This window comes from Streptomyces actinomycinicus (assembly GCF_016741775.1).
Taxonomy (GTDB): domain Bacteria; phylum Actinomycetota; class Actinomycetes; order Streptomycetales; family Streptomycetaceae; genus Streptomyces; species Streptomyces actinomycinicus.
Window position 1 is genome coordinate 150857 of record NZ_JAERRK010000004.1, and the last position, 23703, is coordinate 174559.

Consider the following 23703-nt stretch of genomic DNA (forward strand, 5'->3'; position numbering starts at 1 on the left):
AGGCGCAGCTCTGTGTCAGGCGCAGCTCTGCGCCAGGCGCGGCTCGGCGTCAGGCGCGGCTCGGCGTCAGGCGCGGCTCCGCGTCAGGTGCGGTGTGGTGCGGCCAGCAGGGTCTCCGCGGCCTCGGTGCGGCCGTACAGCACGTAGCGGCCGGTGCGGTGGCCGACGACCAGACCCGCCGCGCGGAGCACGCTCAGGTGCTGGGAGACGCCGCCGGGTGTGAGGCCCGTACGACCGGCCAGTTCGGTCGTCGAGGCGGGGGTGTCCAGCTCGGCCAGCAACCGGGCTCTGGCGCGGCCGATGACGGACGCGAGCGGCTCGGCGACCTCGGTCCGCCGCTCCCACAGCGTGGCCACACCGCGCGGCGGGTAGCGGAGGGTCGGCTGCCGGCCGGGCGCGGTGATCGAGAAGACCCGCGGCCAGGCGAACACGGAGGGTACGAGCAGCAGGCCGCGCCCTTCGAGCCGTCGGGTGCCTCGTGCGAACAGGTGCCGGACGCGGAGGGTTTCGGAGTCCCAGCCGACGGCGGGGTCCAGGTCGCCGAGGAGGCGGTCGGCACCGCCTTCGGCCAGCAGCCGCGCCCGGTGGAGCACGTCGCCTTCCAGCAGCGAGCGCATCCGTGGCCAGTACGGCGCAAGTGCCAGCTCCCAGTACGCCGCCACGAGGTCGGCAAGCTCCGCGAGGCCGCGTCGCGGATCCGCGAGCAGCGCGTCCACTCGCCCTGACCGCGGCGACAGCTTCCCACCGAGTCCGGCGCGGACCTCCTCCACGGGGGTGGCCCGCAGCACGGCCAGTTCGATTCCGAGATCGGCAAGCGGAGTCGTGGGCGGTGGGGCGACGAAGAGGGGTATCGCCCGGGGCGGGGCGGGTACGAGATCGGCGAGCAGCCCCCAGTCCAGGCCGTCGGCCTCCAGCCGGTGCCCCGCCTGTTCGATCCAGGGCCGGAAGAGGCCGTACTCCCGTGGGTTCTTCAGGATGCGGACGCTGGCCACGGCCTCCCACAGGGGGGACAGGGCGAGCCTGGTCCGTGCCAGGTCTCGGGTCGTGAACTCCAGTTCCAGCACGGCTGTCCTCCGCTTGCCCCGTCCTCGGCCCTCCCGGGGATTCAGTACAGACTAAATTCATGGCCGCGGCTCCGGGGCGGCGGCCAGGCTCCCGGCATGACCACGACCAACATCGGCGCACGCCCGGCCCCGACCGGCCCTCCACTGATCCGCGACCACGGCTACCGCCTGCTCATCACCGCGACGGCGGTGAGCAAATTCGGCAGTTCGGTCAGCTATCTGGCGCTTCCCCTGGTCGCCGTGGTGGCCCTGGACAGCTCCGCGGCCCAGGTGGGCCTGCTGACGACGCTGAGCACCCTGGCTTTCCTGGTGATCGGACTGCCGTCCGGGGCCTGGGTCGACCGGATGCGCCGGCGCCCCGTCATGATCACCGCCGACCTGATGCGGGCGGCTCTCCTGCTCTCCGTGCCGATCGCCTGGCCGCTGGGCATTCTGACGATCGGTCAACTGTACGTCGTCGTACTGCTGTCGGGAGCGGCGACGGTCTTCTACGACGTCGCCGCGCAGAGTCACCTGCCCCAGCTGGTCGGCCGGGAGCACCTCGCCCGGGCCAACTCCCTGCTGGTCACCGTCGATGCCGCCGCCCAGATCGGCGGCCGTAGCGCCGGCGGAATCCTCGTCACGGTGTTGTCCGCTCCCGTGGCCGTCGTCATCGACGCCACCAGCTACGTCTGGTCCGCGCTGTGCCTGCTGCGGATCCGCCGCCCGGAGCCGATGCCCCGGACCACCGAACGCGGCAAACTGCTCGATGAGATCCGCGAGGGCGTGCGCTTCGTCTCGGGTCACCCGGGGCTGCGGGCCGTGGCGGTCGCGGGCGCCTGCACCAACCTGTCGATCCAGCTCTGCCAGACGATGCTGCCTCTGCTGCTCGCCCGCGATCTCGCCCTTCCCGGCTTCGCCATCGGTCTGTTCTTCGCGACCGGCGGCGTCGGTGTCCTGCTCGGCTCGCTCTCGGCCCGTCGGCTGGCCCGTCTCCTCGGTGCCGGACGGACCCTGGTGCTGCTGGGCGTGGCGATCGCGCCCTTCGGCATCACCGTGGCCCTGGTCGACCGTGGCCCTGCCCTCTGGGTGGCTTGCGCGGGGTGGCTGGTCACCACGTTCAAGGTGGGCGTGGACAACGTCCTGAAGGTCAGTTTCCGGCAGAGCGTCACCCCCGACCGGCTGCTCGGCCGCATGAACGCCACCATGCGCCTGGTCCTGACCGGCTCGCTCGCCGCCGGTGCCGCGCTGGCCGGTTTCCTGGGTGAGGTCTTCTCGGTGCGGGCCGCGCTCTGGACGGGCGCCCTCGGCCTGGCCCTCACCTGGCTGCCGATCGCCTGCTCCCCGCTGCGCCGGCTGCGCGACATCCCCGGCCTGTGACCCGAGGCCGCCCAGGACCGGAGCGGGTGCGCCGTGGCCGCCCCTGGGTCCGGCCGTAATTCGCTTGACCCGGCCGTGGGTCGACGCCGCATGGTGGCGTGGCATCACGAGCCGTGGTGCCGGTATCCCGGGGAGGCAGCAGTGGCATGGGAGATTCGTTCCACGACGGACGAGGAACTCGACGTCTTCGTCGGCACACTCCATGCCGCGTTCGGACGCTTCCCGGAAACTCCGGAGGAAGGCGGCGGCGGAGTCTGGTGGTCGGCGCTCGAGACGGACCGCAACGTGTTCGCCGTGGCGGCGGACGGGCGGCCCGTCGGTACCGCCGGTGCGTACAGCTTCGAGCTGACCCTGCCCGGCGAGGTACTCGCCCCGGCCGCCGGGGTGACCGCCGTCGGCGTCGTGCCCTCGCACCGGCGCCGGGGCGTGCTCAGTGCGATGATGCGCCATCAGCTCGGCGAGCTGCGCAGGCGCGGGGAGTTCCTCTCCGTCCTGCTGGCCTCGGAGGCCCTGATCTACCGCAGGTTCGGCTACGGGCCGGCGACCTACACGCAACGGCTGACCGTGCCACGGCACCGGGCCGCCCTCGGCCTCCCCCGGGCCCGGGGAACGGCCGACGCCCCGTCGGCCGGCCCGGACACCGGCACGGTCGAGGTGCTGCGCCGTGCCGAGTGCGGCGAGATCCTGGAGGAGGTCTACGACCGGTACCGCCGCGCACAGCCCGGCGCGCTGTCCCGGCCCCACCGCTGGTGGGCCCTGGGCGCGGGGCAGCCCCCGGTGTCTCCCAAGCCGCGGTACGTCGCCGTCCACCGGGACGCCGACGGCGTCCCGGACGGATACGCCAGCTATGCGGTCGGCGACGACACCCTGACGGTGGACGAGACCATCGCCACCGACGACGCGGTCTTCACCGCCCTGGCCCGGTTCGTGCTCGGCCACGACCTGGTCAAGCAGGTCGAGTTCCGGCACTTCCCGCCTGAGCACCCGCTGCGCTGGCAGCTCGCGGACTTCCGCGCCGGGCAGGTGAGCGGCGACACCGACTGGCTCTGGGTACGGCTGCTGGACGTGCCGCGTGCGCTGACCGCACGCGGCTGGTTCACGGACGGTGAGCTGGTCCTCGACGTCGACGACCCGTTCCTCGGCGAACACGGCCGCTATCTGCTGACCGTCCGGGACGGCAAGGCCACGTGCGCCCCGACGGACCGGGATCCTGGCCTGTCCCTGGACGTGAGCGACCTGGGCTCGGTCTACCTGGGCGGCACCGCCCCGAGCACTCTCGTGCGTGCCGGACACATCCGGGCCCACCGCCCGGGCGCCGCCGCCCTCGCCGACGCCCTCTTCCGCGCCGAGCGTCCCCCGCACTGCCTGCACTGGTTCTGACCGGCACCTACGCGGCGCTGATGCCCAGGACTCGTGCGGTGCCGTCGGCCAGGGCCGTGATGCGGACCTGGCCGGCGGGGAACGGGTCGATTCCGCTCGGGCCGGCGATCCGGGCGAAGCCCGTCCAGGAGAAGTCGTCCTTCCTGATGTTGTGCCAGACGTTGCCGTCGCGGCCGACGACGACCACCTGCGCCGACCCGTCGGGCATGCCCGCGATGTCGGTGCTGCTGGCGCCCATCCTGCTCGAGTCGACTCCCGCGAGCGGTGCGAAGCCGTCCCACCGTCCGTCGGGGCGGCGCACCTGGTGGTAGACGCATCCGTCGAGGCCGACGGCGACGACTTGCGAGGAACCGTCGGGCAGACCCGCGACGGCGAGCGCCGGACCGGCGAAGGTGGGAGCGCCGCCGAAGCCGGCCGGCCTCGTCCAGGCGGTCCAGGATCCGTCCTTGCGGCGCATGCACGCGTACATGGCACCGTCGGTGTGGTAGGCGAGGACGTGGGCCGAGCCGTCGGGCATACCCGCGAGGGAGATCTTCGTGGCACCCCAGGTGCTGTTCGGCGTGAAGCCGGGCACCGAGCGGAAGCCGGTCAGTGTGCCGTCGGTGCGACGCTGCTGGTGGTACAGCGTGCCGTCCATGCCCGTGGCCAGGAGCTGGCTGGTTCCGTCGGGCAGAGCCGTGACGGCCGCCTCGCGCGCGGTGAAGTCCTGCTGCCGGCCGGGGCCGTCCAGACGCTGCCACGGCCGGGAGAGGGCGGAACCGTTCAGAGTCGCGGTCCAGAGGCTGTTGTCGGGTTTCAGGCCCAGGATCTGCACGGTCCCGTCGGGCATGCCGGCGGCGGAGACCTGTACGCCGGCGAACGTGGGGTCGACGTCCGTGCCGGGCAGCGGCCTCATGCTGGTCCAGGTGCCGTCCGCCCTGCGGGTGCTCTGGAAGAGGACGCGTCTTTCGACGGCGTACGGCGGGCGGTCGGCGCCGTAGAACCAGACGGGGTTGGTGAGGGCCACCATCTGGTCGAGCGTGCTGGAGCCGGGCCGCAGGCGTCGTACTTCGGCTCGTGCGAACAGGGAGGCCTTGCCCCAGCCGCGCCAGTGCAGTCGGCCGGATCCGCCGGCGCCGACGGCCGTCGACGCCATGGTTCCCCACTCCGTGTACAGGGTGACGACGGTGTCGGGGGCGCCGGACACGGAGGCTGTGACGTCGACCGGATCGAAGAGGCCCAGCGGGAGTTCCTCACCCGGTCCGGCGGTGCGGCCGGCGCCACTGGCGGTGAGGTCCACGGTGACGGCGGCGGATTCCGCGGCGTAGGACCTGCCCTGCCGCAGGGCGGCCAGAATCGCTGTGGCGGACAGTGCGGAGGCGTGGACGACGTTGTGCGGCAGGCCGATGGTGTCCGTCGTCGCGTGCGCGTCGCTGTTGCCCAGGCCCGGGATGCGTTTTCCCAGGCTCAGCGCGGCGTGCCAGACGGCGACGTTGGCCGCGTCGTCGAGCGTCCAGGGGCCGTTCCAGACCTCCATGGCGTCGACGTGGTCGAGGCCGAATTCCCAGAAGGACCCGGGACCCGGGGTCATGGGGTGTGCGGCGACCACGAGTCCGCCCAGGCTGTGGACCCGCTGGACGTGCCCGTCCAGTGCGCCCGGGTCGCCGGGGGCGTAGCGCCAGTCCACCCACTCCCCCTGGGGTAATCCGACGGCCAGCCAGTGGCCGTGGCGGGTGGTGACCTCTTCCGCGTTGATCACGAGGAGGTCCGTGGGGACGTTGCCGTGCCAGGAGACGCCGGTGGAACTGGTGTTGTGGTCCGAGGTGGCGATGAAGTCCAGCTGACTCTCGCGGGCGTCGGCGACCATCCGGTCCACGGTCCGCGCGCCGTCGGAGTGGACGCTGTGCAGGTGCAGGTCACCGCGGTACCAGTCGTCGGCCCGGCCGCGGATCGAGTCGGGCAGGGTGTCGTACGGGACCGGCTGGAGCGGGGGTCCGTAGTCCAGGGTGACGCCGACCTGCCAGTCCATCCCGGACGCCTTGTAGACGATGGGGCCGAGGGCGACGGACCACTTGCCCGCCCCGATCGGTCCGGGGACGTAGCCGGGAGTCGCGTCCGCCGCGGAGAGCGTGAAGTCGCGCCGGGCCCCGCCCGACCACCCGCGGAAACCGGACGGGCCGAAGATTCCTATGTCGAGCACGTTGGACATGACGCCCGGGACGAGCACGAAGGGCTCGAAGCTCGAGGTGACGGAGATCCGGTTCACGCCGGGAGGGACGTCGAAGTCGATGTAGGCCCACTGGTCGAAGCCGGGGGACGAATGCCCCCGGTACGTCTTGGTCACCTGGTTGCCGTCGCTGCGCGTGGCCGCCCCGGCGATGCCGGCGGGCACCATGGCCGCGAGACCGCCCGTCGCGAGCAGTGTGCCCAGTCGGAGCACGTCACGGCGGTGCACCGGGGTGGCCGCGTGCTGTTCTCCGTGTCTGTCGGATCCGAGTTCACTCGGCACAGCAAACCTCCGAAAGTCATGCACCTGTCAGTCTGGACACCGGCCGGCTGCGGTATCCGCTCGCCGGCGATCAGGAACACGGAAGCGCCTCGTTCGTTCGAACGACCAGCAGGGTACCGGCACTCGGCCGAACAAGCGCCCCTGGGGGACGGCTGCGCAGCTACGGGCCGGCACACCGACGCCAGGAGTTCACACCACTGCCGTCGCCTTCAGCCGGAACCTCAACTTCCGTCCGAGGACGGCGCTTTGGGTGGCTTGCCGGGCATGCACAGGGGTACGCGCACAGCCCAGGCACCGCACGGACGCCAGAAGGAGGAGGCTGATGATGCTGCGGATCCGCGTCTTTCTCGCCCGGCATGTGGGGGTGCAGCTGGTCCTCTCGATCCTGGCTGCCAGCGCTCTGATCATGCTGCTGTTTCCCGGGCGTTCGGTCCTGTCGGTTCTGGTGCGCACCACCATCACGTCCGTAGGAGCGGTCGCCGTGGTACTCGCTCAGCGGCGCAGGGAGAGGCGTGCCGCCGGCGGCTCGGTGGACGACGTCGTGGCACTAGGCCTCAAACTGCGCCGAGGAGAGGTCCCTTCCGCTCCGGACGAGCGCAGGGCCATGCGGGCCCTCGTGGCACAACGTCTGCACCGCATGCGCCACCGCGTTCCGGCTCTCGTCCTGCTGGCGTTCCTCTTCACCGCCGGCACGCTGCTGACGGTGCTCACCGGCAGCCCGCTGCAGGCCGTCGCCTTCGGGGTGTTCGCCGTGCTCTGCGTCGGGTGGAGCATCCATAACAGCAACGTGCAGCACCGGCGGCTGCGTTCCATGGAGGCCGCGTTGAACAGGGAGACGCCGCCCGTTCCCGCGGAGGGCAATCGAACTGCCGCGGCCGGGGATGCCGCATAGCGTGGACGCTGTGGACTTCTTCATCGGGGAGGTCACGCGTGACCATGTGGACATCGACTGGTTCGTCTGGGCGGAGGACGCCTCCGCTCTGACCGACGGCCTGTTGCGTTCCGGCCATGAACCACGCGGGGCCGGCCGTGCCGGTCACACGGCGCAGGGCAGCATGTTCCGCCGCTACGTCATCTGGCGGAACAAGCACGCCGCTGACGGACGGCTGGGCGGAGTGGTCAACAGGGCGAACGTTTCCGCCGGACCGGAGGAGTGCGCGCGTCGGCCGTCGGGCGGGACGGGGATCACGGTGACTGGGCCTGTGCTGCGTGAGGCTCCTGGGTTCTCCGTTTCGCCTGCCGGTGGTTGCCCGGTGCCGCGAGCCTTGCCGCCCTGGGCGCTGGACTGCGTGGTCGCCCTTCCGGACGCCGTGCCCTTCGCCGCGGATCGCACGCTGATCACACTGGCGGCGATCAGATGAACGGCTCCGGCGTGGAAGGGGGCACGAAGCCCGAAGGAGTCGGCGGTGAAGCCCGCCGTGGCGGCGCCGAGCGTCGTGCCACCACCGATGACCATCTGGTAGGCCATGCCGACACGCCCCAGCAGTTCGGCCGGCACGAGGGCCTGGCGCAGGCACACCGCTGTGACGTTCCATGCCAGGTTCCCCGCTCCGTTTCCGCTCCACCAGGCCGGCGGCAGCTGCGCATCGCGGGCAGGGGCCGTTCGCGGGGGTGATCCTCGTCAGCAGATGCCGCCTGACACGCTGAGGCGTGCGGTCAGTCGGCCGGTGGGGTCGGCGCGTCCGGGCGGGACAACACCTCGGACAGCGGCGTCCCGTCCCGCGCGGCAACGATCCGACGCACCCTCAGTTCCGCACGTGTCCGCGGGCGGTACTTGGGCTCCTTGCCGCATCCGCAGGCCGATCGCCCTTCGTAGCGCAGCCCCTCGCCCAGCACCACGGCCACCACGGACCATCCGCGGACGTCCCGTCTGGGGGGCGGGGCGAAGTCGTGGCCGGCGCACCTGAGGGGACGCGCGCAGTTCGGGCACAGGTGCCGACGCTGCGGACCAGCAGGGTGCCGCTTGAAGCTGACACGGCACGAGACGCACGCGTAGTGGAGCTTGTAGTGGGTCATGGCGTAGTAGCACACCGGGTGACCGTACCGAGCAGTCCTCCAGGCGGACCACCGGTTTCCGCCGCCCGGCGGCCCGCGGTCGGGAACGGCGGCGGACCACCGGTTTCCGCCGCCCGGCGGCCCGCGGTCGGGAACGGCACCTGAGGAAAGTGCTGTGCCAGCGTTACCGCCGGCCGGCGGTGCTCGGTCGGGAACGGCGCACATCGCGCTGGGCAGCGCTCCGATCACCCGGGTCCTCCACGAGGCGGCAGGAGCCCCCACCATTGCCGGTCCTACTCGACCGCAGCGTTCGACGTCGGTGCCGCCGTCGGACCGCTCATCGCCGCGACCGCCCTCCGCTTCGGGGCCGGGGACCTGGGGCCCTGTGGACGAGCGGAGTCCTCGTCGCGCTCGCACGGCTCGTCGCCCTCCCCCTGCGTACGGAGGTCGCGCCTGGTCGGAGCGGCGCAGCGCGCCGGTGACCCAGGCGAGGGCACCCCTGAGATCGAGGGTGCGCGGCCGATTCGTGTCGGAGCGGTGGGGGAACTCGGCCGGGCATGATGCAGAGCATGGTGCGCGGCGGCGCGGCAGGCGCCGCGGGGACGACCGTACTGAACGCCGTGACCTACGCCGACATGGCGTGGCGGGGCAGGCCCTCGAGCCAGGCGCCGGCCCGGACCGTGGACAAACTGGCCGAAGACACCGGACATCCGGTTCCCGGGTCGGGAGAGATCCGGGACAACCGGCTCTCCGGCCTGGGAGCACTGTCGGGCATCGCCGTCGGCTGCGGCACCGGTGTGGCTGTCGCCCTGCTGCGCGGGGCCGGCATCCGTATGCCCTGGTGGCTCGGCGGTGTGTTCACGGGTGCCCTCGCCATGGCGGCCACCGATCTGCCGATGGCCCGGCTGGGTGTGAGCGATCCGACCGGCTGGTCGGCGAAGGACTGGGTGTCGGACGTGGTGCCGCACCTGATGTACGGGCTGACGACCTACGGGATCGTGGCGGCTTCCGAGCGGCGGCCGTGAGCCGCGTCGTCGGCCGCTTCGCCCGTGCCGGGCCGGTGGCCGGTCCGCGCCGATGCGGGCCCGATCGGCCCCGGCGGTCCCTGCTCCGTCTGAGCCCGTCGTCGGCCGCTTCGCCCGTGCCGGGCCGGTCCGCGGCGATGCGGGCCCGATCGGCCCCCGCGGTCCCTGCTCGGTCTGAGCCGGGCGCCTCGCGCCTTCGGCCGCTCCGGGCCGGCACCTCGGCCGTGTGACCGGGAGGATCGGCGCCGGCATCCCAGCCTGGCGACGGGACGATCGGCGCGGCCTGAGAGACTGTTCAGCATGGACGTTGTGCGCAGGAACAATGTGACCGTCGTCGGCAACCCCGAGGGTCCTGCCGTCGTGCTCGCACATGGCTTCGGCTGTGACCAGAACATGTGGCGGTTGACGGTTCCCGCGCTCGTCGAGGACTACCGCGTGGTCCTCTTCGACTACGTCGGTTCCGGCCGTGCGGAACCGTCCGCCTTCTCGGAGAAGCGGTACTCCTCCCTGAGCGGCTACGCCCGGGACGTGGTCGAGGTGTGCGAGGCACTCGATCTGCGCGACGCGGCGTTCGTGGGGCACTCGGTCAGCGCGATGATCGGGGTCGTGGCCCTCGGCATGGCTCCGGAGCGGATCGGCGCGCTGGTGATGGTCGCCCCGTCCCCACGGTACGTCGACGACGACGGCTACCGGGGCGGCTTCAGCGCCGACGACATCGACGAGCTGCTGGCGTCCCTGGAGTCCAATTATCTCGGCTGGTCGGCGGCGATGGCTCCGATGATCATGGGCAACCCCGACCGGCCGGAGCTGGACCAGGAGCTGAAGAACAGCTTCTGCGCCACCGATCCGGACATGGCGCGTGTCTTCGCCCGGACCACCTTCCTGTCGGATTCGCGGGACGATCTCAAGAGCGTGGCGGTGCCGACGCTCGTACTGGAATGCACCCAGGACGTCATCGCCCCGCGCGAGGTCGGCGCCTTCGTCCATCGGACGGTCCCGGGCTCGACGCTGGTCACCCTCGACGCCACCGGCCACTGCCCGCACCTGTCCGCTCCCGAAGCCACCAACGCGGCGATCACGGACTTCCTGGCAGGCCTGCGATGATGTGCCGCTCCGCCGAGCAGCCCGACCCCCAGGACACCGGCGGCGACGCGACGGACGTGTTGTTCGCCGCCCTGCTGGAGGACAGCGCCGATGAACTCTACGAGAGCGCTCCGTGCGGATACCTGTCCGCACTGATGGACGGCACCATCGCGAAGATCAACTCCACGCTGCTCGGCTGGCTCAGCCTGGACCGGGAGGCGGTGGTGGGCCGGATGCGGTTCACCGACCTGCTCACCGTGGGCGGAAAGCTGTACCACGAGACGCACTTCGCGCCGTTGCTGCGGATGCAGGGCGAGATCAGCGGTATCGCCCTGGACATCAAGCAGAGCGCCGGCGGCCGGATGCCGGTGCTGGTCTCGGCCGCCGTCAAGTACGGCAGTACCGGGCAGCCACTGCTGACGCGCACCACGGTGTTCGACGCCCGGGACCGCCGCGCCTACGAGGAGGAACTCCTGCGCCGCCGTGATGCGGCCGAAGAGGCGCGCAAACAGGCGGAGGCCGACCGTGCGCGGCTGCAGGAGGCCCTCGCGGTACTCCAGCAGTCCCTGCTGCCCGACACCTTGCCGCCGATACCGGGCGTCGAGACGGCGGCCCACTACCACACCGCCTCGCCCGACCGGCTCGGCGGCGATTTCTACGACGTCTTCCCGCTCGACGGCAAGCGGTTCGCCTTCTTCCTCGGTGACGTGTGCGGCAAGGGACCGCAGGCCGCGGCAGTCACCTCACTGACCCGCTACACCTTGCGCGCCGCCGCCCTGCACGACCCCGATCCCGTCTCGGCTCTGTCGACCCTGAACACGGTGCTCCACGAGCGCTATGCCGACAGCGGCGACCCGCGCTACTGCACCGCCGTCTTCGGCACACTCGGCCCCGATCCCACGACCGGGCACGTCGCCGTCCAGCTCGCCTCGGGCGGCCACCCTCCCGTCCTGGTGCTGCGGGCCGACGGCACGGCCGACTTCCTGCCCACCCCCGGTGGCCTGCTCGTGGGAGTCGTGCCCGGGGCGCGATTCACCACTGCCACGACCGTCCTCACCCCGGGCGACACGCTCCTGCTCTACACCGACGGTCTCACCGAAGCCCGCACCGGCGACGACCAGAGCGACCGGTACGGTGACGAGGCCCTGCGTGGCTTCGCCGTGCGCCACGCCGGCCGGCCCCCGGACGCCGTCGTCCAGGCCCTCACCGGTCTGCTGCACGGTTTCGGCGACGGCCTCGACGACGACACCGCCCTCCTCGCCATCGGCGTCCCCGCCACCGGCCCCGCGCCCTGCGACCCTGCGACCCCCGACTGATGATGAGCCCGCTGAAGACCACCGTCCGAGAGACTGCCGCCGGTCCCGTCCTGGAAGTGACCGGCGAACTCGACTACACCAGCGCCCCCGAGCTGCGCGAGCTGACAGCCACGATCACCCTGCGACCAGGCCTGCGCCTCGTCCTGGATCTGGGCGGGATGGAGTTCTGCGACTCGAGCGGCATCACCGCCCTGCTTGCCGCGCGTAGCCACGCCCACGCCGCCGGCGCGGACATCGCACTCGCCGCCGTACCCGCCCATACGCTGCGCGTCCTGCGCATGGTCGGCCTCGACGAGGTCTTCACCATCCACCCTGACCGCGAGAGCGTCATCGGTTCCTGATCCCGGCGGCTCGCCCGCCCGGATGACCGAAGCCGCCGGGGCAGCCGCGGGCCCGGTGTGGCCGCCGATGCCCTGTTGCAGCGCGGGGGAGGCTTCCGTCGCGTCGTACGGCTTGTGTCCGCTGGAGCCGGGCGTGGGCCGAGGGGACGTCAGGGTCCCTCAGGGGGCTTCGGGTTCCGGCGGGAACGCCCAGCTGTGCCGGACGTTCCCCCGTTCCCGGCGGTCGACCCGAGTGACCGCGGGTGCTCCGTTGCTGCGCGAGATCATGCCGCTGACCAGCGTCCGGTACCCGAAGAAGAGCGTGCCGCACACGGTCACCACGAAGGCGATCTCGGGCCCGTACCCGGTATCCCTGGAGGTGCGGGCCACGTGGACGAAGCCGTAGCCGCTGAGGACCGTCGCCACGGCCCACACCTTCCACAGCGTCCTGTGCAGACGCCGCTCACGGCGTACGTCGGCGAACGACGGCAGCTCGACGCGGAGTTGCGCTTCGCAGTGGTCGCAGGCCTCATGGGCCGTGTTCCCCTGCTCGGCGTAGCGCGGCAGACGCCTGACGGCGTCATTGGTGAGGGCGACCGACCGCCTCATCCTCTCGTCGCCCTGCGCTGTGACGATGTGCACGATCCTGTACTCGAAGCTCTCGCTCACGTCAGGCACGGCTTCCGTCCCCTCTCCCCCGGCACCGAACAGTTCGATTGTCCTGGGGTCGCGGCGACATGCCGCCGGGACCGCACCACTTGGGACCGCCCCGTGACGAAACGGACACCGGACGCCACTCCCCCGCGACCCCGCATATGTCCTCCTGCGATGCGCCAGCGGATGCGGCGGCCGCGGTACGGGGGATGCGGCCGGCTGTCATCGCCGCTCTGCGGCCAGGTGGCGGGCCCGCCTTTGCGGCAGGCAGTCACGGAGGTACAGCGCGAAGGGGACCCACCAGATCAGGTCGTTGGTCACGAGGATGACACCGGAGGCCAGGGCCACTCGCCGCTGAGTGCGAGCCACAGCCAGCCGAGCGGCCCGAGGACCTTTCCGGCCAGACCGACCGCGGCGACCGGCAGGCCTTCGGCAGGGCGCAGGGCCACGTCCAGGTAGAGCAGGCCGTACAGGCCGAGCACCATGCCCAGGGCGCTGCGCGACCGCGGTATCGGCCTGTGGCGGCGGGACGACGAGAACGACTGGCAGCCGTGGACGGACTGACGGGCCGTCACCTTGCGGCCGGTGCCCGGTGCCGGGCCCGGCTGCCTTCTTCCGCTTCTGTACGGTGGCCCGGCCCGGCACACCGGGTGCCGGGCCGGGCCGTCGGTCAGAAGTCCCAGCTCTGGCTCCGCGCTCCGTTGCAGCTCCAGCTCACCAGGAGCTGGCCGTTCTCCGGCCGGCCGGCCAGGATGTCGAGACACTTGCCGTTCATCCGGCTACGGATCTCGCTGCCGTTGCGGTACCACCGCTGGTTGCTGCCGCCGGTGCAGTCCCACATGCTCACCGACCCCTGGTCGCCCTGGTTGTACGCGTAGATCTCCAGGCACTTCCCGTTGAGGCCGGAACGGATCTGCTCACCGTCCCAGCGCCACTGCTGATTGGTGTTGCCGGTGCAGTCCCACGTCACGGTGGAAGCTCCGTTCTCCTGGTGGAACATGAAGATGTCGGCACACCTTCCGTTCAGGTTGGACCTGAGCAGCGGCGCCGCGGCGTACGCCGGCTGCCCCGCCGAGGCAGCGCCGATGGTGAGCCCGACGGCCGCCAGCAGCGGCACCAGTCGCTTCGTCGTCTTCATGGATTCTCTCCCTGTGGCCGGTGCGCGATTGCGCTGGCCCATGACTAGCCGCCGCGGGTTGTCCGGCGCCGGGACTTGGACGCCGGACATCAACAGCCGGACAATGGCCGCGCATCGGGGCTGCGGAAAGCCCGGAAGGGAAGGCCATGCCACGCGGCGAACGCCCGCTCGACCTGGACACCGGTCCGCTGACACGGTTCGCGGCGGACCTGCGGAAGCTGCGCGAGGCGGCGGGGCGGCCGCCGTACCGGGCGCTGGCCCAGAAGGCGCACTACTCGTCCACGACGCTGTCGGACGCCGCTGCCGGGCGCACGCTGCCGAGCCTGAGCGTCACCCTCGCGTACGTGGAGGCCTGCGGGGGTGACCGGCGCGCCTGGGAGTCCCGGTGGCACGCGGTCGCCGCCGAGATCGCGGCGGGCGCACAGGGCGAGGAGCAGGAGGAACCGGGGGAGGCCGGCGGGCAGGGCACACCGTACGCCGGGCTGTCGGCGTTCCAGCCGGACGACGCCGACCGCTTCTTCGGGCGCGAGCGGCTGACCGGCGAGATGCTGACGAAGGTGCGTGAACGCCGGTTCCTGGCGGTCTTCGGGCCGTCCGGATCGGGCAAGTCCTCGCTGTTACGGGCAGGACTCGTCGCCCGCGTACGGGCGTCGGGCCGGCCGGTGATGCTCTTCACGCCGGGGCCCCACCCGGTGGAGGAGTGCGCGGTCCACCTGGCCGCGACGACGTCGGAGTCACCCGGCGCACTGATGACCGAGCTGCGCGAGGATCCTGCGGCGCTGCACCTGAGGATCCGGCAGGCCATGACGGACCGCTCGCCGGACATCGACATGCTGATCGTGGCCGACCAGTTCGAAGAGGTCTTCACCCTCTGCCGCGACCGGGACGAACGGGACGCGTTCATCGCGATGCTGGTCGCCGCCGCCACCGCGCCGGCCGGCCGGACCCGGGTGGTACTGGGCGTGCGCGCCGATTTCTACGGCCATTGCGTCCGGGATCCCCTGCTGGCCGAGGCGATGCGGGACGCGCAGTTCGCGGTCGGTCCGATGAGCAGCCAGGAGCTGCGCGAGGCCGTCACCCGGCCGGCCAGGCTCGCCGGCTGCACGGTGACCGGACCGCTGCTGGCGGCCGTGGTCGCGGACGCGACCGGTCAGCCGGGTGCGCTGCCGCTGGTCTCGCACGCGATGGTCGAGACGTGGCGCCGCCGCAGCGGCAGCCGCCTGACCCTGGAGGGGTACCTGGCGGCCGGTGGCATCCAGCACGCTCTCGCGCAGACCGCCGAGGCCGCTCACCGGGCTTTGTCGCCGGTGCAGCAGGGCATCGCCAGGTCGCTGTTCCTCCGGCTGACCGCGCTGGGTGACGGCACCGAGGACACCCGGCGCCGGATCACCCGGGACGAGCTGGACCCGGGCCCCGACACCGCCTTCGTGCTCGAGGCCCTCGCCCGGCAACGTCTGGTGACGCTGGACGAGCAGAGCATCGAGATCACCCACGAGGCGATCATCCGGTGCTGGCCGAGGCTGCGTGGCTGGCTCACCGAGGACCGGGAACGGCTGCTCCTGCACCGGCAGCTCACCGACGCGACCGCGAGCTGGGAGGCGCACGACCGTGACCCGCACGCCCTGTACCGGGGTGCCCGGCTCGCCGCGGCACTCGACCTGGCCGCCGCGGACGGTACCCGGCTGACGACCAGGGAACGCAGTTTCCTGGACGCGAGCAGGGACGGACAGGCCGGTGAGCTGGCGGCGGTCAGACGGCGGACGGTCCGCCTGCGGCAGCTGGTCACGCTGCTCACCGTGTTGGTGGTCGTCGCGGCCACCGCGGGTGCGCTGGCGATCGGCTCGCGCAACTCGGCCGTACGGCAGCGGAACGTGGCCGTCGCCCGGAAGGCCGCCGCGGACGCCGCCGAGGTGCGGAAGCAGAACCCGGCGCTCGCCGCGCAGCTCGATCTGGCCGCGTACCGGCTGGCGCCCACCGACGACGTCCGCGATCAGCTGATGAGCACGTTCGCGACGCCGTACACGAGCCGGCTCACCGGTCACACCTCCGACGTGGTCTCGCTCTCCTTCGCCCCGGAGAGCACGGTGGTGGCCACCGCCAGCTGGGACCGCACGGTCCGGCTGTGGAACGTCGGGGACGCCCACCGCCCCGTCCAGCTCGCGGTCCTGCACCAGCCCTGGCGGTTGCTGGCGGTCGCCTTCGGGCGGGGCGGCCGGGTCCTGGCGGCGGCGAGCGAACGGTCGGTGCGGCTGTGGGACGTGACGGACCGCCGGGCGCCCACCGAACTGACCACCCTGCCGGATCAGCGGGCGGCGCCGACATGGGTGGCCTTCCCGGCCGGCGGCGGTGTGCTCGCCACCGGCCACGCCGACGGCGCGGCGCGGCTGTGGGACGTGACGGATCCCGGGCGTCCGAGGCTGCTGGCCACGCTCCCGGGTCACCGCAGCGCGGTCACCTCGATGGCGTTCAGCCCGGACGGCCACATGCTGGCGACCACCGGCGGCACCACCGCCAGGCTGTGGGACGTCACCGACCCCGCGCATCCGCGCCACCGCGAGGTGCTGCGCGGCCACACCGACACGGTGACCTCGGTGGCGTTCGGCCCCGACGGCCGGACCGTGGCGACCGGTGGCTGGGACCACACCGCGCGGGTCTGGCGCATCGGCGGCGGCTCGCGGACGCGGCCGCCGGCCGTCCTGGCCGGCCACACCACGATCGTCTGGTCGGTGGCGTTCAGCCCGGACGGCCGGACACTCGCCTCGGTCGGCGGGCCCACGCTGTTCTGGGACGTCGCCGATCCGGCGCACCCGAAGCGCGTCAGCACGATCCCGAGTGGCGCCTACCAGGCCGCGTTCAGCCCGGACGGCCGCCTGTTCGCCGCCTCCGACCGTCTGCTGGACCTGCGGGACCTGTCGCTCGGTAACCACGAGGACGTGGTCACGTCCCTGGCGTTCGCCCCTGGCGGCCATGTGCTGGCCAGCGCCAGCTGGGACGGCACCGCCCGGCTGTGGCAGGTCACCGATGGCCGCGCCCTGTGGCCGCTGTCGGTGCTGCGCGGGCACACCAGGTTCGTCCGGTCGGTGGCGTTCGGCCCGGACGGGCGCACCCTGGTGACCGCGAGCGAGGACACCACCGTCCGCGTCTGGGACGTGTCGGATCCGCGCAGACCGCGGCTCAGGTCGGTCCTCACCCCCGACGCCGGGGAGGTCGGCGGAGCCGGTTTCGGGCCGGGCGGCCGGCTGCTGGTGGTGTGGGCGCAACACGGAGCCGGCCTGTGGGACCTGACGGACCCGGGCCGTCCCCGGCCGCTGAGCCGGATCGCCCGGGGCGGGCCGGACGTGACGATGGCGTCGTTCCGGCCGGACGGCCGCACGCTGGTGACGAGCACGGGCGAGTCCGGGTCGCTACGGTTCTGGAACGTCAGCGAGCCGCGCCGCCCTCGGGAACTCCCGTTCCGGTTCCGGTCCGACCCGCTGGCCCAGGGCGTGTTCAGCCCCGACGGCCGGAGCCTGGCCGCCGTCCACCGGACGGACGCGACGATCTGGCTCATCGACGTCGGCGACATCCGTCGCCCGGTGAGGGTGACGCAGCTGCAGACGTCCGGGGCCTGGCTGTACGCGCTGGCCTACTCCGCGGACGGCCGCCGGCTGGCCGCCGGCACCGGGGACGGCAGGGTCCTGCTGTGGGACGTGCACGGTGCGGCTGGTCCCGCCGTCCTCGCCGGCCATCCGAATCCGGTGCCGGCCGTGGCGTTCGGCCCGCACGGCGACACCTTGGCCACCGGCGGCAACGACTTCACGGTGCGGTTGTGGGACACCGGCCTGGACCGGGTCACCGCCCGCATCTGCGACACCGCATACCCGCGGATCACCAGGGCCGAGTGGGAACGCCACTTCCCCTCGGTCGGCTTCGACCCGCCCTGCCCCGCACCATGACGGCCCTCCCGCCGGCGAGGACCGCGCGGACCGCGGTCGGCCGGCTCGTCAGGCGCCCGGTCAGCCGCTCAGGTGCCGTTGCAGCCAGTCGGCGGCGGCCCGGCGGAAGAGCCGGCGGTTGTCGGCGCGGAGGAACTCGTGGCCCTCCTCGCGCAGCGTGAGCACTTCGGCGCTCAGGCCCCGTTCCCGGGCGGCGCGTACGAACTGCTCCGACTCCCCCGGCGGCACGTTCGTGTCGTGCTCACCGTGCACGGCGAGCACGGGCGCGCGCAGCGCGTCGATCCGGCTCATCGGTGAGAGGGCGTGCAGCAGTTCACGGTCGTGCTCGGGGTGGCCGTACTTGTGCGCCGCCGACTGGGCGATCCACGGCTCGGTCCCTTCGAAGAACGTCGCGAAGTCCGACATGCCGCAGACCGCCACCCCGGTGCGGAAGAGATCCGGGTGCCAGACCAGGGAGGCGAACGTGAGGTAACCGCCGTAGGAGCGGCCCATGACGGCCAGCCGGGCGGGGTCGGCGGGGCCGGCCAGCACCGCGTGCCCGGCGCAGTCGGCCACGTCGTCCAGCGCCGCGAACCGGCCCCGGCCCAGGTCCGCGTCGACGAACGACTTGCCGTATCCGGACGATCCACGGACGTCGGGGGCGAAGATGTCCAGGCCTCGTCCCAGGATCTCGTGGTACAGCGGGTTGAGGACGGGCCGTTCCTGTTCCTCCGGACCACCGTGGAGGTGGATGACGCAGGGCGCCGGTTCGCCGGGACCGCGGCCCGGGGCCCGGTAGTACCAGCCGTGCAACGGCAGTCCGTCCCGTGCGGTCAGGCTCAGCTGAACCGGCCGCACCGGCGGGCGGCCCGGGGGGACGGAGTCCTCGTCGCGGGACGACCAGGGCGTGCGCACCGGCGCGACGCTCTCGGGGAGCCACCACAGGCCGGGCCGGCGCTGGGATCCGGACAGGGCCAGGAACAGCCGTCGCGCACCGGCGTCGACGATGCGGGTGACCACCTCGTGAGGCAGGGCCACTTTCCGGGGCGGGCCGGTGGCGGCTCCGGCCGTGTCGGACGGGTCCGTGTCGCGGATCTCCACCTCGCTCATGCCCCGCGCGTTCCAGGCCAGGACGGCGGCGCCGCCGTCGTGGGTCATGTGCAGCAGCTCGAGGTCGCTGTCCGCCCGCTCGGCGGTGACCGACCAGCTGCGCGGCCGGCCTTCCGGGTCGAGTCCGGCGGCGAGCAGCACCGCGAACTCGCGGTGGGCGTCGCTGCGCAGCCACAGGGTGTCCGCGCGGGGCGAGAACCGGCCGATCCACGGGTCGCCGTCGGCGACGGGCACCACACAGGTCGTCGAGCGGTCGGTGGTGCGCACCACCACCGCCTCGCGCCGTCCGCGGGGCCCCCGGCGCAGCACCGCCAGTTCTCCGTCGCGGCTGAGATCGCACACGCGCAGGGTCGCCGTGTCCTTCTCGGCGGCGAGCAGCACCGGCGCGGTCACACCGTCGGGGTCGATCAGGTAGGCCGACAGTCCGTCGCCGAAGCCGGCCGCAGGGGCGGTGTGCCGGTCCTGTGGGCCGGCGGAAGCCGTCAGGGCGCCGGTCCCGGTGGGTGACGCCGGGCCGTGGGCGCTGTCCGTGCGGGGGGCCGCGCCGAGGAGTACGGCGTCGCCGGTCAGGTGCGGCCAGCCGGCCGCAGCGGGCTCCGCCTCGGCGTGCGGGGGCGAGAGTACGGCGGTGGGTGCGGCGGTGGGCACCGCGACGGTGACGGCGACGGCCGAGCCGTCGTGCGCCCAGCAGCCCAGGTAGGCCGAGCTGCCGGGTTCGGCTCCGGCGAGGATGTGGCGGTCGGTGCCGTCGGGGCGTACGCACAGCACCCGCGTGAGTTCACCGCCGCCGGGGGCCGTGGTGTAGGCGATCCAGCGGCCGTCGGGCGACCAGGACACCTCCTGCACGGGGTCCGGTTCGGCGTCGAGCAGGTGCACTTCGTCGCCGTCGGGGGGCCCGACCCACAGCTGGGGGACTCCGCCGCGGTCGCAGATGAAGGCGACGCGGAGTCCCGCGGGGTCGGCGGAGGGGTACCAGCAGCCGTGCGCGATGAGCCGCGTCGTCGCGTCGCGCGGCCCGGAGGCGTCCGGCAGCGGGATGCGGGCGGGGGCGGCGAAGGCCGCGGGACCGCCGTCCGGCGCCGGCGGAACCCCGTCGGCGCCGGACGGCGGGTGCGCGGCCACGGCCTGCCCGGGGGTGGCCGTCGCCGTGACCGGGCAGGCCACAGCCTCCGTGGTGCGCCTCTCGGTCAGATTCCGTGCGTCTGCAGCCATATCTCCAGCAAAGCCACTTGCCACAGCGCGTTGGCTCCGCGCCTGGTGCGGTGTCGGTCGGGGGCCGCCAGGAGTCCGTCGAGGTACGAGTCCTTGAAGAGGCCGCGCCGTTTGGCCTCGGGAGCGTGGAGCGCCTCGCGCACTCGTTCCAGGACGGGTCCGGCCATGTGGGTGATCGCGGGGACCGGGAAGTAGCCCTTGGGACGGTCGACCACCTCGTGGGGCAGCAGCTTGCGGCCGGCTTCCTTCAGGACGCCCTTGCCGCCGTCGGCCAGCTTCAGCTCGGGCGGACAGGCGGCTGCGAGTTCCACCAGCTCATGGTCCAGGAAGGGCACCCGGGCCTCCAGGCCCCAGTCCATGGTCATGTTGTCGACGCGTTTCACGGGATCGTCCACGAGCATGACGTGGGTGTCGAGCCGCAGGGCCGCGTCGAGTGCGGTCTCGGCGCCGGGCGCCGCCATGTGCTCCCGCACGAACCGGCCCGAGACGTCGTCGGCGGGCAGCATGTGCGGCTGGAGCATCGCGGCGAGGTCGGCGTGCGACCGGTCGAAGTAGGTGTCGGCGTACCTTGCGGGTTCGTCCTCGCGGGCGACGGAGGCCAGTCTCGGGTACCAGCGGTACCCGGCGAAGACCTCGTCCGCGCCCTGCCCGCTCTGGACGACCTTCACGTTCTTGGACACCTGCTCGGACAGCAGGTGGAACGCGACCACGTCGTGGCTCATCATCGGCTCGCTCATCGCCGCGACCGCCCCGTCCAGGGCCGTCGACACCCGCTCCGAGGGAACGACCAGCTGGTGGTGATCGGTGCCGAACTCCCCGGCGATCAGGTCGGAGTACGCGAACTCGTCGCCGTCGTCGCCGCCCTCGGACTCGAACCCCACGCTGAACGTCGCCAGGTCCCGCTGTCCCTCGTCGGCCAGGAGCGCCACGATCAGGCTGGAGTCCAGGCCGCCCGAGAGCAGGACGCCGACGGGCACGTCGGCGACCATCCGCCGGCGCACGGCGGTGCGCAGGGCGTCGAGCACCGCGTCCCGCCATTCGCTCGGGCTCATGCCCGCGTGCTCGGGACGGCGCGTGTACGACGGCTGCCAGTAGCAGTGCTCCTGGTGGGTGCCGTCGGGCTCGACGATCCGCACGGTGGCCGGCGGGAGCTTGCGCACCCCGGCCAGGACGGTGCGGGGTGAAGCCACGGTCGCGTGCCAGCTGAGGTACTGGTGGACGGCGACCGGATCCAGCGAGGTGTCGACGCCCCCGGCCGCGAGGAGGGCCGGCAGGGACGACGCGAAACGCAGCCGGCCGGGGCTCTGCGCCAGGTACAGGGGTTTGATGCCGAGCCGGTCGCGGACCAGGATCAGGCGGCCGGTGCGGTGCTCGACGAGCGCGAAGGCGAACATGCCGAGGAATCGGTCGACGCAGGCGGTGCCCCACTGCCGGTACGCCTTCAGGACCACCTCGGTGTCGGAGGTGGAGCGGAACCGGTGGCCGAGGGCCTGCAGCTCGCTGCGCAGCTCCTTGTAGTTGTAGATGCACCCGTTGAAGACGCCGGTGACCTCCTGCCCGGGGTCCGTCATGGGCTGGGCGCCGCGCTCGGAGAGATCGATGATCTTCAGGCGGCGGTGCCCCAGTGCCACCGCGCCCTGCGACCAGATCCCCTGGCCGTCGGGGCCGCGGGCCGCGAGCCGGTCGCTCATCCGGGCCACGGCCGCCAGGTCGGGCGGCCCGCCGTCGAAGCGCATCTCTCCGCTCAGACCGCACATCACGCACCACCTCCCCTGCGCGTCTCCGGGCGGAGCGGCGGCATGGCGTGCTCCGTCCCGTCCGCCGGTGTGTGGTCCGGGTTGGTGGACATGGTGGTGCGTCTCCTTCGGAACTCGTGCAGTACGGGATTCGGATTCGGCAGTGTCCCCCGGTCTCGCGTCAGCGGCCCGCGATCCTTGCAGGACGGGAGCCGGATGCGTCTTCGACGGGCACCGGACGGGAACCGGAGCCGCCTTCGGCGGACACCGGGCGGTTTTCGGAGGGCAGCTCCACGGTGGTGGGGCGCCCGGTGCGGCTCGCGACGGGCCGGCGGCGCCGGTCCTCGTCTCCCCTGGTCTCCGCGATCGCCAGGTCCGTGCAGGCCAGCAGGTCCTCCTCCGCCGCGGTGCGGCGCATGCGGTGGGCGGCGCTGCCGTCCGTGAGCGCCTTCTCCGCCAGGTCCCGGACCGTCTGCCAGTCCCCGGCCGCCTCCAGTGCCGGGCGGACGTGCGCCAGGAGGCCGCGGACGACCTCGGCCGCGGGCGCCTCGTGACGGGTGCGGGGGTCGACCAGGGATCCCTCGAGGCCGGAGCGTGCCGCCCGCCAGGACGCGGCGCGCAGCCATTCGTGGTGCCCGCCGCAGGCGGGGGCCCGCGCCCCTTCCAGCCGCTCACCGGCCTCGGTCACCAGGGCCCGGAAGAGCCCGGTGACCAGTACGACCGTGGCCGCGCGCGGGCAGGCGTCGCAGATGCGCAGTTCGAGGGTCTTCTGGTGGGCCGAGGGGCGTATGTCGTTGTAGATCATCCCCGCGTCGCTGATGACGCCCGAGTCGATCAGGGCCTGCACGGCCGCGTCGTACTCGGCGGCGTTCGCGTAGCAGCCGACCGGGCCCGCGGTGGGCCAGCGCTGCCAGACCATCGTCCGCCAGCTGGCGTAGCCGGTGTCGGTGCCCAGCCAGAAGGGCGAGCTTGCGGACAGGGCAAGCAGGACGTGCAGCCACGGCGACACGTCGCACATGACGCGTACCGCGAGGTCGCGGTCGGTGGCGTCGACGTGGACATGGGTTCCGCAGATCAGCTGTTCGTCGGCGACCATGCGGTACTCGTCGATCATGTGGCGATAGCGACGGCCGGCCGTGGGATGCATGTCCGCGGTGCGGGCCAGCGGTACCGTCCCGGCGGACACGACGGCAAGCCCGTGACTGGTCGCCGCGGCGTCCAGCCGGCGCCGGGTGCTGGTCACGTCGCCGTACAGGTCGTCCAGTGACGTGTGCACGCCACTGTTCGACTCGACGGTGGCCTGTTGCAGCTCGGTCGTGAAAGTGGGGCGGGGCAGCTTCTCCAGCACCGTGTCGGCTCGCGGTACGAGCAGGCCCGTCTCCACCTCGACGATATGGAACTCCTCTTCCACTCCGATGCGAATTGTCACGGCGCTCCTAAAGGTGAAGGAGGGACGCTCGGCGGGCGCTGGCTGTGCATCTCCGACTTCCCAGCTTCCCCGTTGCTAACCAGGACCGCTCAACGGAGACATCTGCATCACGGATGAGCAATCGGGGGACCCGTGCTCGTGCGGGGCGTCGGACACCGGCTCCCTGAGGGTGCGGCACTCGCCCCCCGGCTGCAAGGTGGGAGAGCCGTACACACGTTCCCCAGCAGGAGGTCGACCATGGCGAAGGCGAAGGGCACGCCGGGGAAGGACCAGCCTTCCAAGGGCGACAAGGTGGCGTGGCGCAGCCACGGAACCGAGACCACGGGCAGCGTCGAAAGAAAGATCACCAAACGCACCGAGGCGGCGGGACGCACCGTGGACGCCTCGCCCGACGACCCGCAGTACGAGGTGCGCAGCGACAAGTCCGGCCGCACGGCCGTGCACAAGCCCTCGGCCCTCAAGAAGAAGAAGTAGACCGGC

General features: G+C 72.5%; 17 protein-coding genes and 1 pseudogene. 10 read left to right on the top strand and 8 right to left on the bottom strand.

Annotated elements, in window-relative coordinates; genetic code table 11:
• Window positions 1-83: 83 nt before the first annotated feature.
• Window positions 84-1064, bottom strand: a complete 981-nt coding sequence (locus tag JK359_RS10280) for an ArsR/SmtB family transcription factor (RefSeq protein ID WP_201834209.1) — start codon at window positions 1062-1064, stop codon at window positions 84-86.
• Between the two features lie 96 nt (window positions 1065-1160).
• Here JK359_RS10280 and JK359_RS10285 point away from each other — a divergent pair, with 96 nt between their 5' ends.
• Window positions 1161-2423: an MFS transporter gene (locus JK359_RS10285; protein WP_201834210.1), complete on the top strand. Its 1263-nt coding sequence runs from the start codon at window positions 1161-1163 to the stop codon at window positions 2421-2423.
• Between the two features lie 141 nt (window positions 2424-2564).
• A complete protein-coding gene (locus JK359_RS10290) occupies window positions 2565-3803 on the top strand; it encodes a GNAT family N-acetyltransferase (protein ID WP_307788044.1) in 1239 nt (412 codons plus the stop codon).
• A 7-nt stretch (window positions 3804-3810) separates the two neighbouring features.
• Here JK359_RS10290 and JK359_RS10295 read toward each other — a convergent pair whose 3' ends face one another.
• Window positions 3811-6222: a CehA/McbA family metallohydrolase gene (locus JK359_RS10295; RefSeq protein ID WP_201834212.1), complete on the bottom strand. Its 2412-nt coding sequence runs from the start codon at window positions 6220-6222 to the stop codon at window positions 3811-3813.
• A 391-nt stretch (window positions 6223-6613) separates the two neighbouring features.
• On the opposite strand from JK359_RS10295, the gene JK359_RS10300 reads away from it, so the two are divergent.
• The 6 genes and pseudogenes from JK359_RS10300 to JK359_RS10325 all read left to right on the top strand — a co-directional run bounded on the left by JK359_RS10300 (window position 6614) and on the right by JK359_RS10325 (window position 12051).
• A complete protein-coding gene (locus tag JK359_RS10300; RefSeq protein ID WP_201834213.1) occupies window positions 6614-7183 on the top strand; it encodes a hypothetical protein in 570 nt (189 codons plus the stop codon).
• Window positions 7184-7328: 145 nt separating this feature from the next.
• Window positions 7329-7430: pseudogene (locus JK359_RS40100) on the top strand (transposase); the annotation flags it as partial.
• A gap of 1413 nt (window positions 7431-8843) precedes the next feature.
• Window positions 8844-9311: a hypothetical protein gene (locus JK359_RS10310; RefSeq protein ID WP_201834214.1), complete on the top strand. Its 468-nt coding sequence runs from the start codon at window positions 8844-8846 to the stop codon at window positions 9309-9311.
• Between the two features lie 300 nt (window positions 9312-9611).
• Entirely contained in the window at window positions 9612-10415 is an 804-nt protein-coding gene (locus tag JK359_RS10315; RefSeq protein WP_201834215.1) for an alpha/beta fold hydrolase, read from the top strand.
• Complete coding sequence (locus JK359_RS10320) at window positions 10415-11710, top strand: PP2C family protein-serine/threonine phosphatase (protein WP_201834698.1); 1296 nt, start codon at window positions 10415-10417, stop codon at window positions 11708-11710. The genes JK359_RS10315 and JK359_RS10320 overlap by 1 nt, the downstream gene beginning before the upstream one ends.
• Before the next feature lie 2 nt (window positions 11711-11712).
• On the top strand, window positions 11713-12051 hold the full coding sequence (locus JK359_RS10325) for an STAS domain-containing protein (protein WP_201834700.1): 339 nt from the start codon (window positions 11713-11715) through the stop codon (window positions 12049-12051).
• A gap of 159 nt (window positions 12052-12210) precedes the next feature.
• Here JK359_RS10325 and JK359_RS10330 read toward each other — a convergent pair whose 3' ends face one another.
• The 3 genes from JK359_RS10330 to JK359_RS10340 form a co-directional block, all read right to left on the bottom strand.
• Window positions 12211-12708 carry a hypothetical protein gene (locus JK359_RS10330; protein WP_201834216.1) on the bottom strand — a complete coding sequence of 166 codons (498 nt, stop codon included), beginning with the start codon at window positions 12706-12708 and terminating at the stop codon, window positions 12211-12213.
• 293 nt (window positions 12709-13001) lie between these two features.
• Complete coding sequence (locus JK359_RS10335) at window positions 13002-13259, bottom strand: hypothetical protein (RefSeq protein WP_201834217.1); 258 nt, start codon at window positions 13257-13259, stop codon at window positions 13002-13004.
• A 95-nt stretch (window positions 13260-13354) separates the two neighbouring features.
• Complete coding sequence (locus tag JK359_RS10340) at window positions 13355-13822, bottom strand: RICIN domain-containing protein (RefSeq protein WP_201834218.1); 468 nt, start codon at window positions 13820-13822, stop codon at window positions 13355-13357.
• 146 nt (window positions 13823-13968) lie between these two features.
• Here JK359_RS10340 and JK359_RS10345 point away from each other — a divergent pair, with 146 nt between their 5' ends.
• Window positions 13969-17757 carry an nSTAND1 domain-containing NTPase gene (locus JK359_RS10345; protein WP_201834219.1) on the top strand — a complete coding sequence of 1263 codons (3789 nt, stop codon included), beginning with the start codon at window positions 13969-13971 and terminating at the stop codon, window positions 17755-17757.
• Window positions 17758-17817: 60 nt separating this feature from the next.
• Here JK359_RS10345 and JK359_RS10350 read toward each other — a convergent pair whose 3' ends face one another.
• The 3 genes from JK359_RS10350 to JK359_RS10360 form a co-directional block, all read right to left on the bottom strand.
• On the bottom strand, window positions 17818-20058 hold the full coding sequence (locus tag JK359_RS10350; protein WP_201834220.1) for a S9 family peptidase: 2241 nt from the start codon (window positions 20056-20058) through the stop codon (window positions 17818-17820).
• Window positions 20034-21815 carry an N-acetylglutaminylglutamine amidotransferase gene (locus JK359_RS10355; protein WP_201834221.1) on the bottom strand — a complete coding sequence of 594 codons (1782 nt, stop codon included), beginning with the start codon at window positions 21813-21815 and terminating at the stop codon, window positions 20034-20036. Before JK359_RS10355 ends, JK359_RS10350 begins: the two co-directional genes overlap by 25 nt.
• Window positions 21816-21975: 160 nt before the next feature.
• Entirely contained in the window at window positions 21976-23223 is a 1248-nt protein-coding gene (locus JK359_RS10360; RefSeq protein WP_201834223.1) for a carboxylate-amine ligase, read from the bottom strand.
• Between the two features lie 237 nt (window positions 23224-23460).
• On the opposite strand from JK359_RS10360, the gene JK359_RS10365 reads away from it, so the two are divergent.
• On the top strand, window positions 23461-23697 hold the full coding sequence (locus JK359_RS10365) for a hypervirulence associated TUDOR domain-containing protein (protein ID WP_201834225.1): 237 nt from the start codon (window positions 23461-23463) through the stop codon (window positions 23695-23697).
• The last annotated feature ends 6 nt before the right edge of the window (window positions 23698-23703 follow it).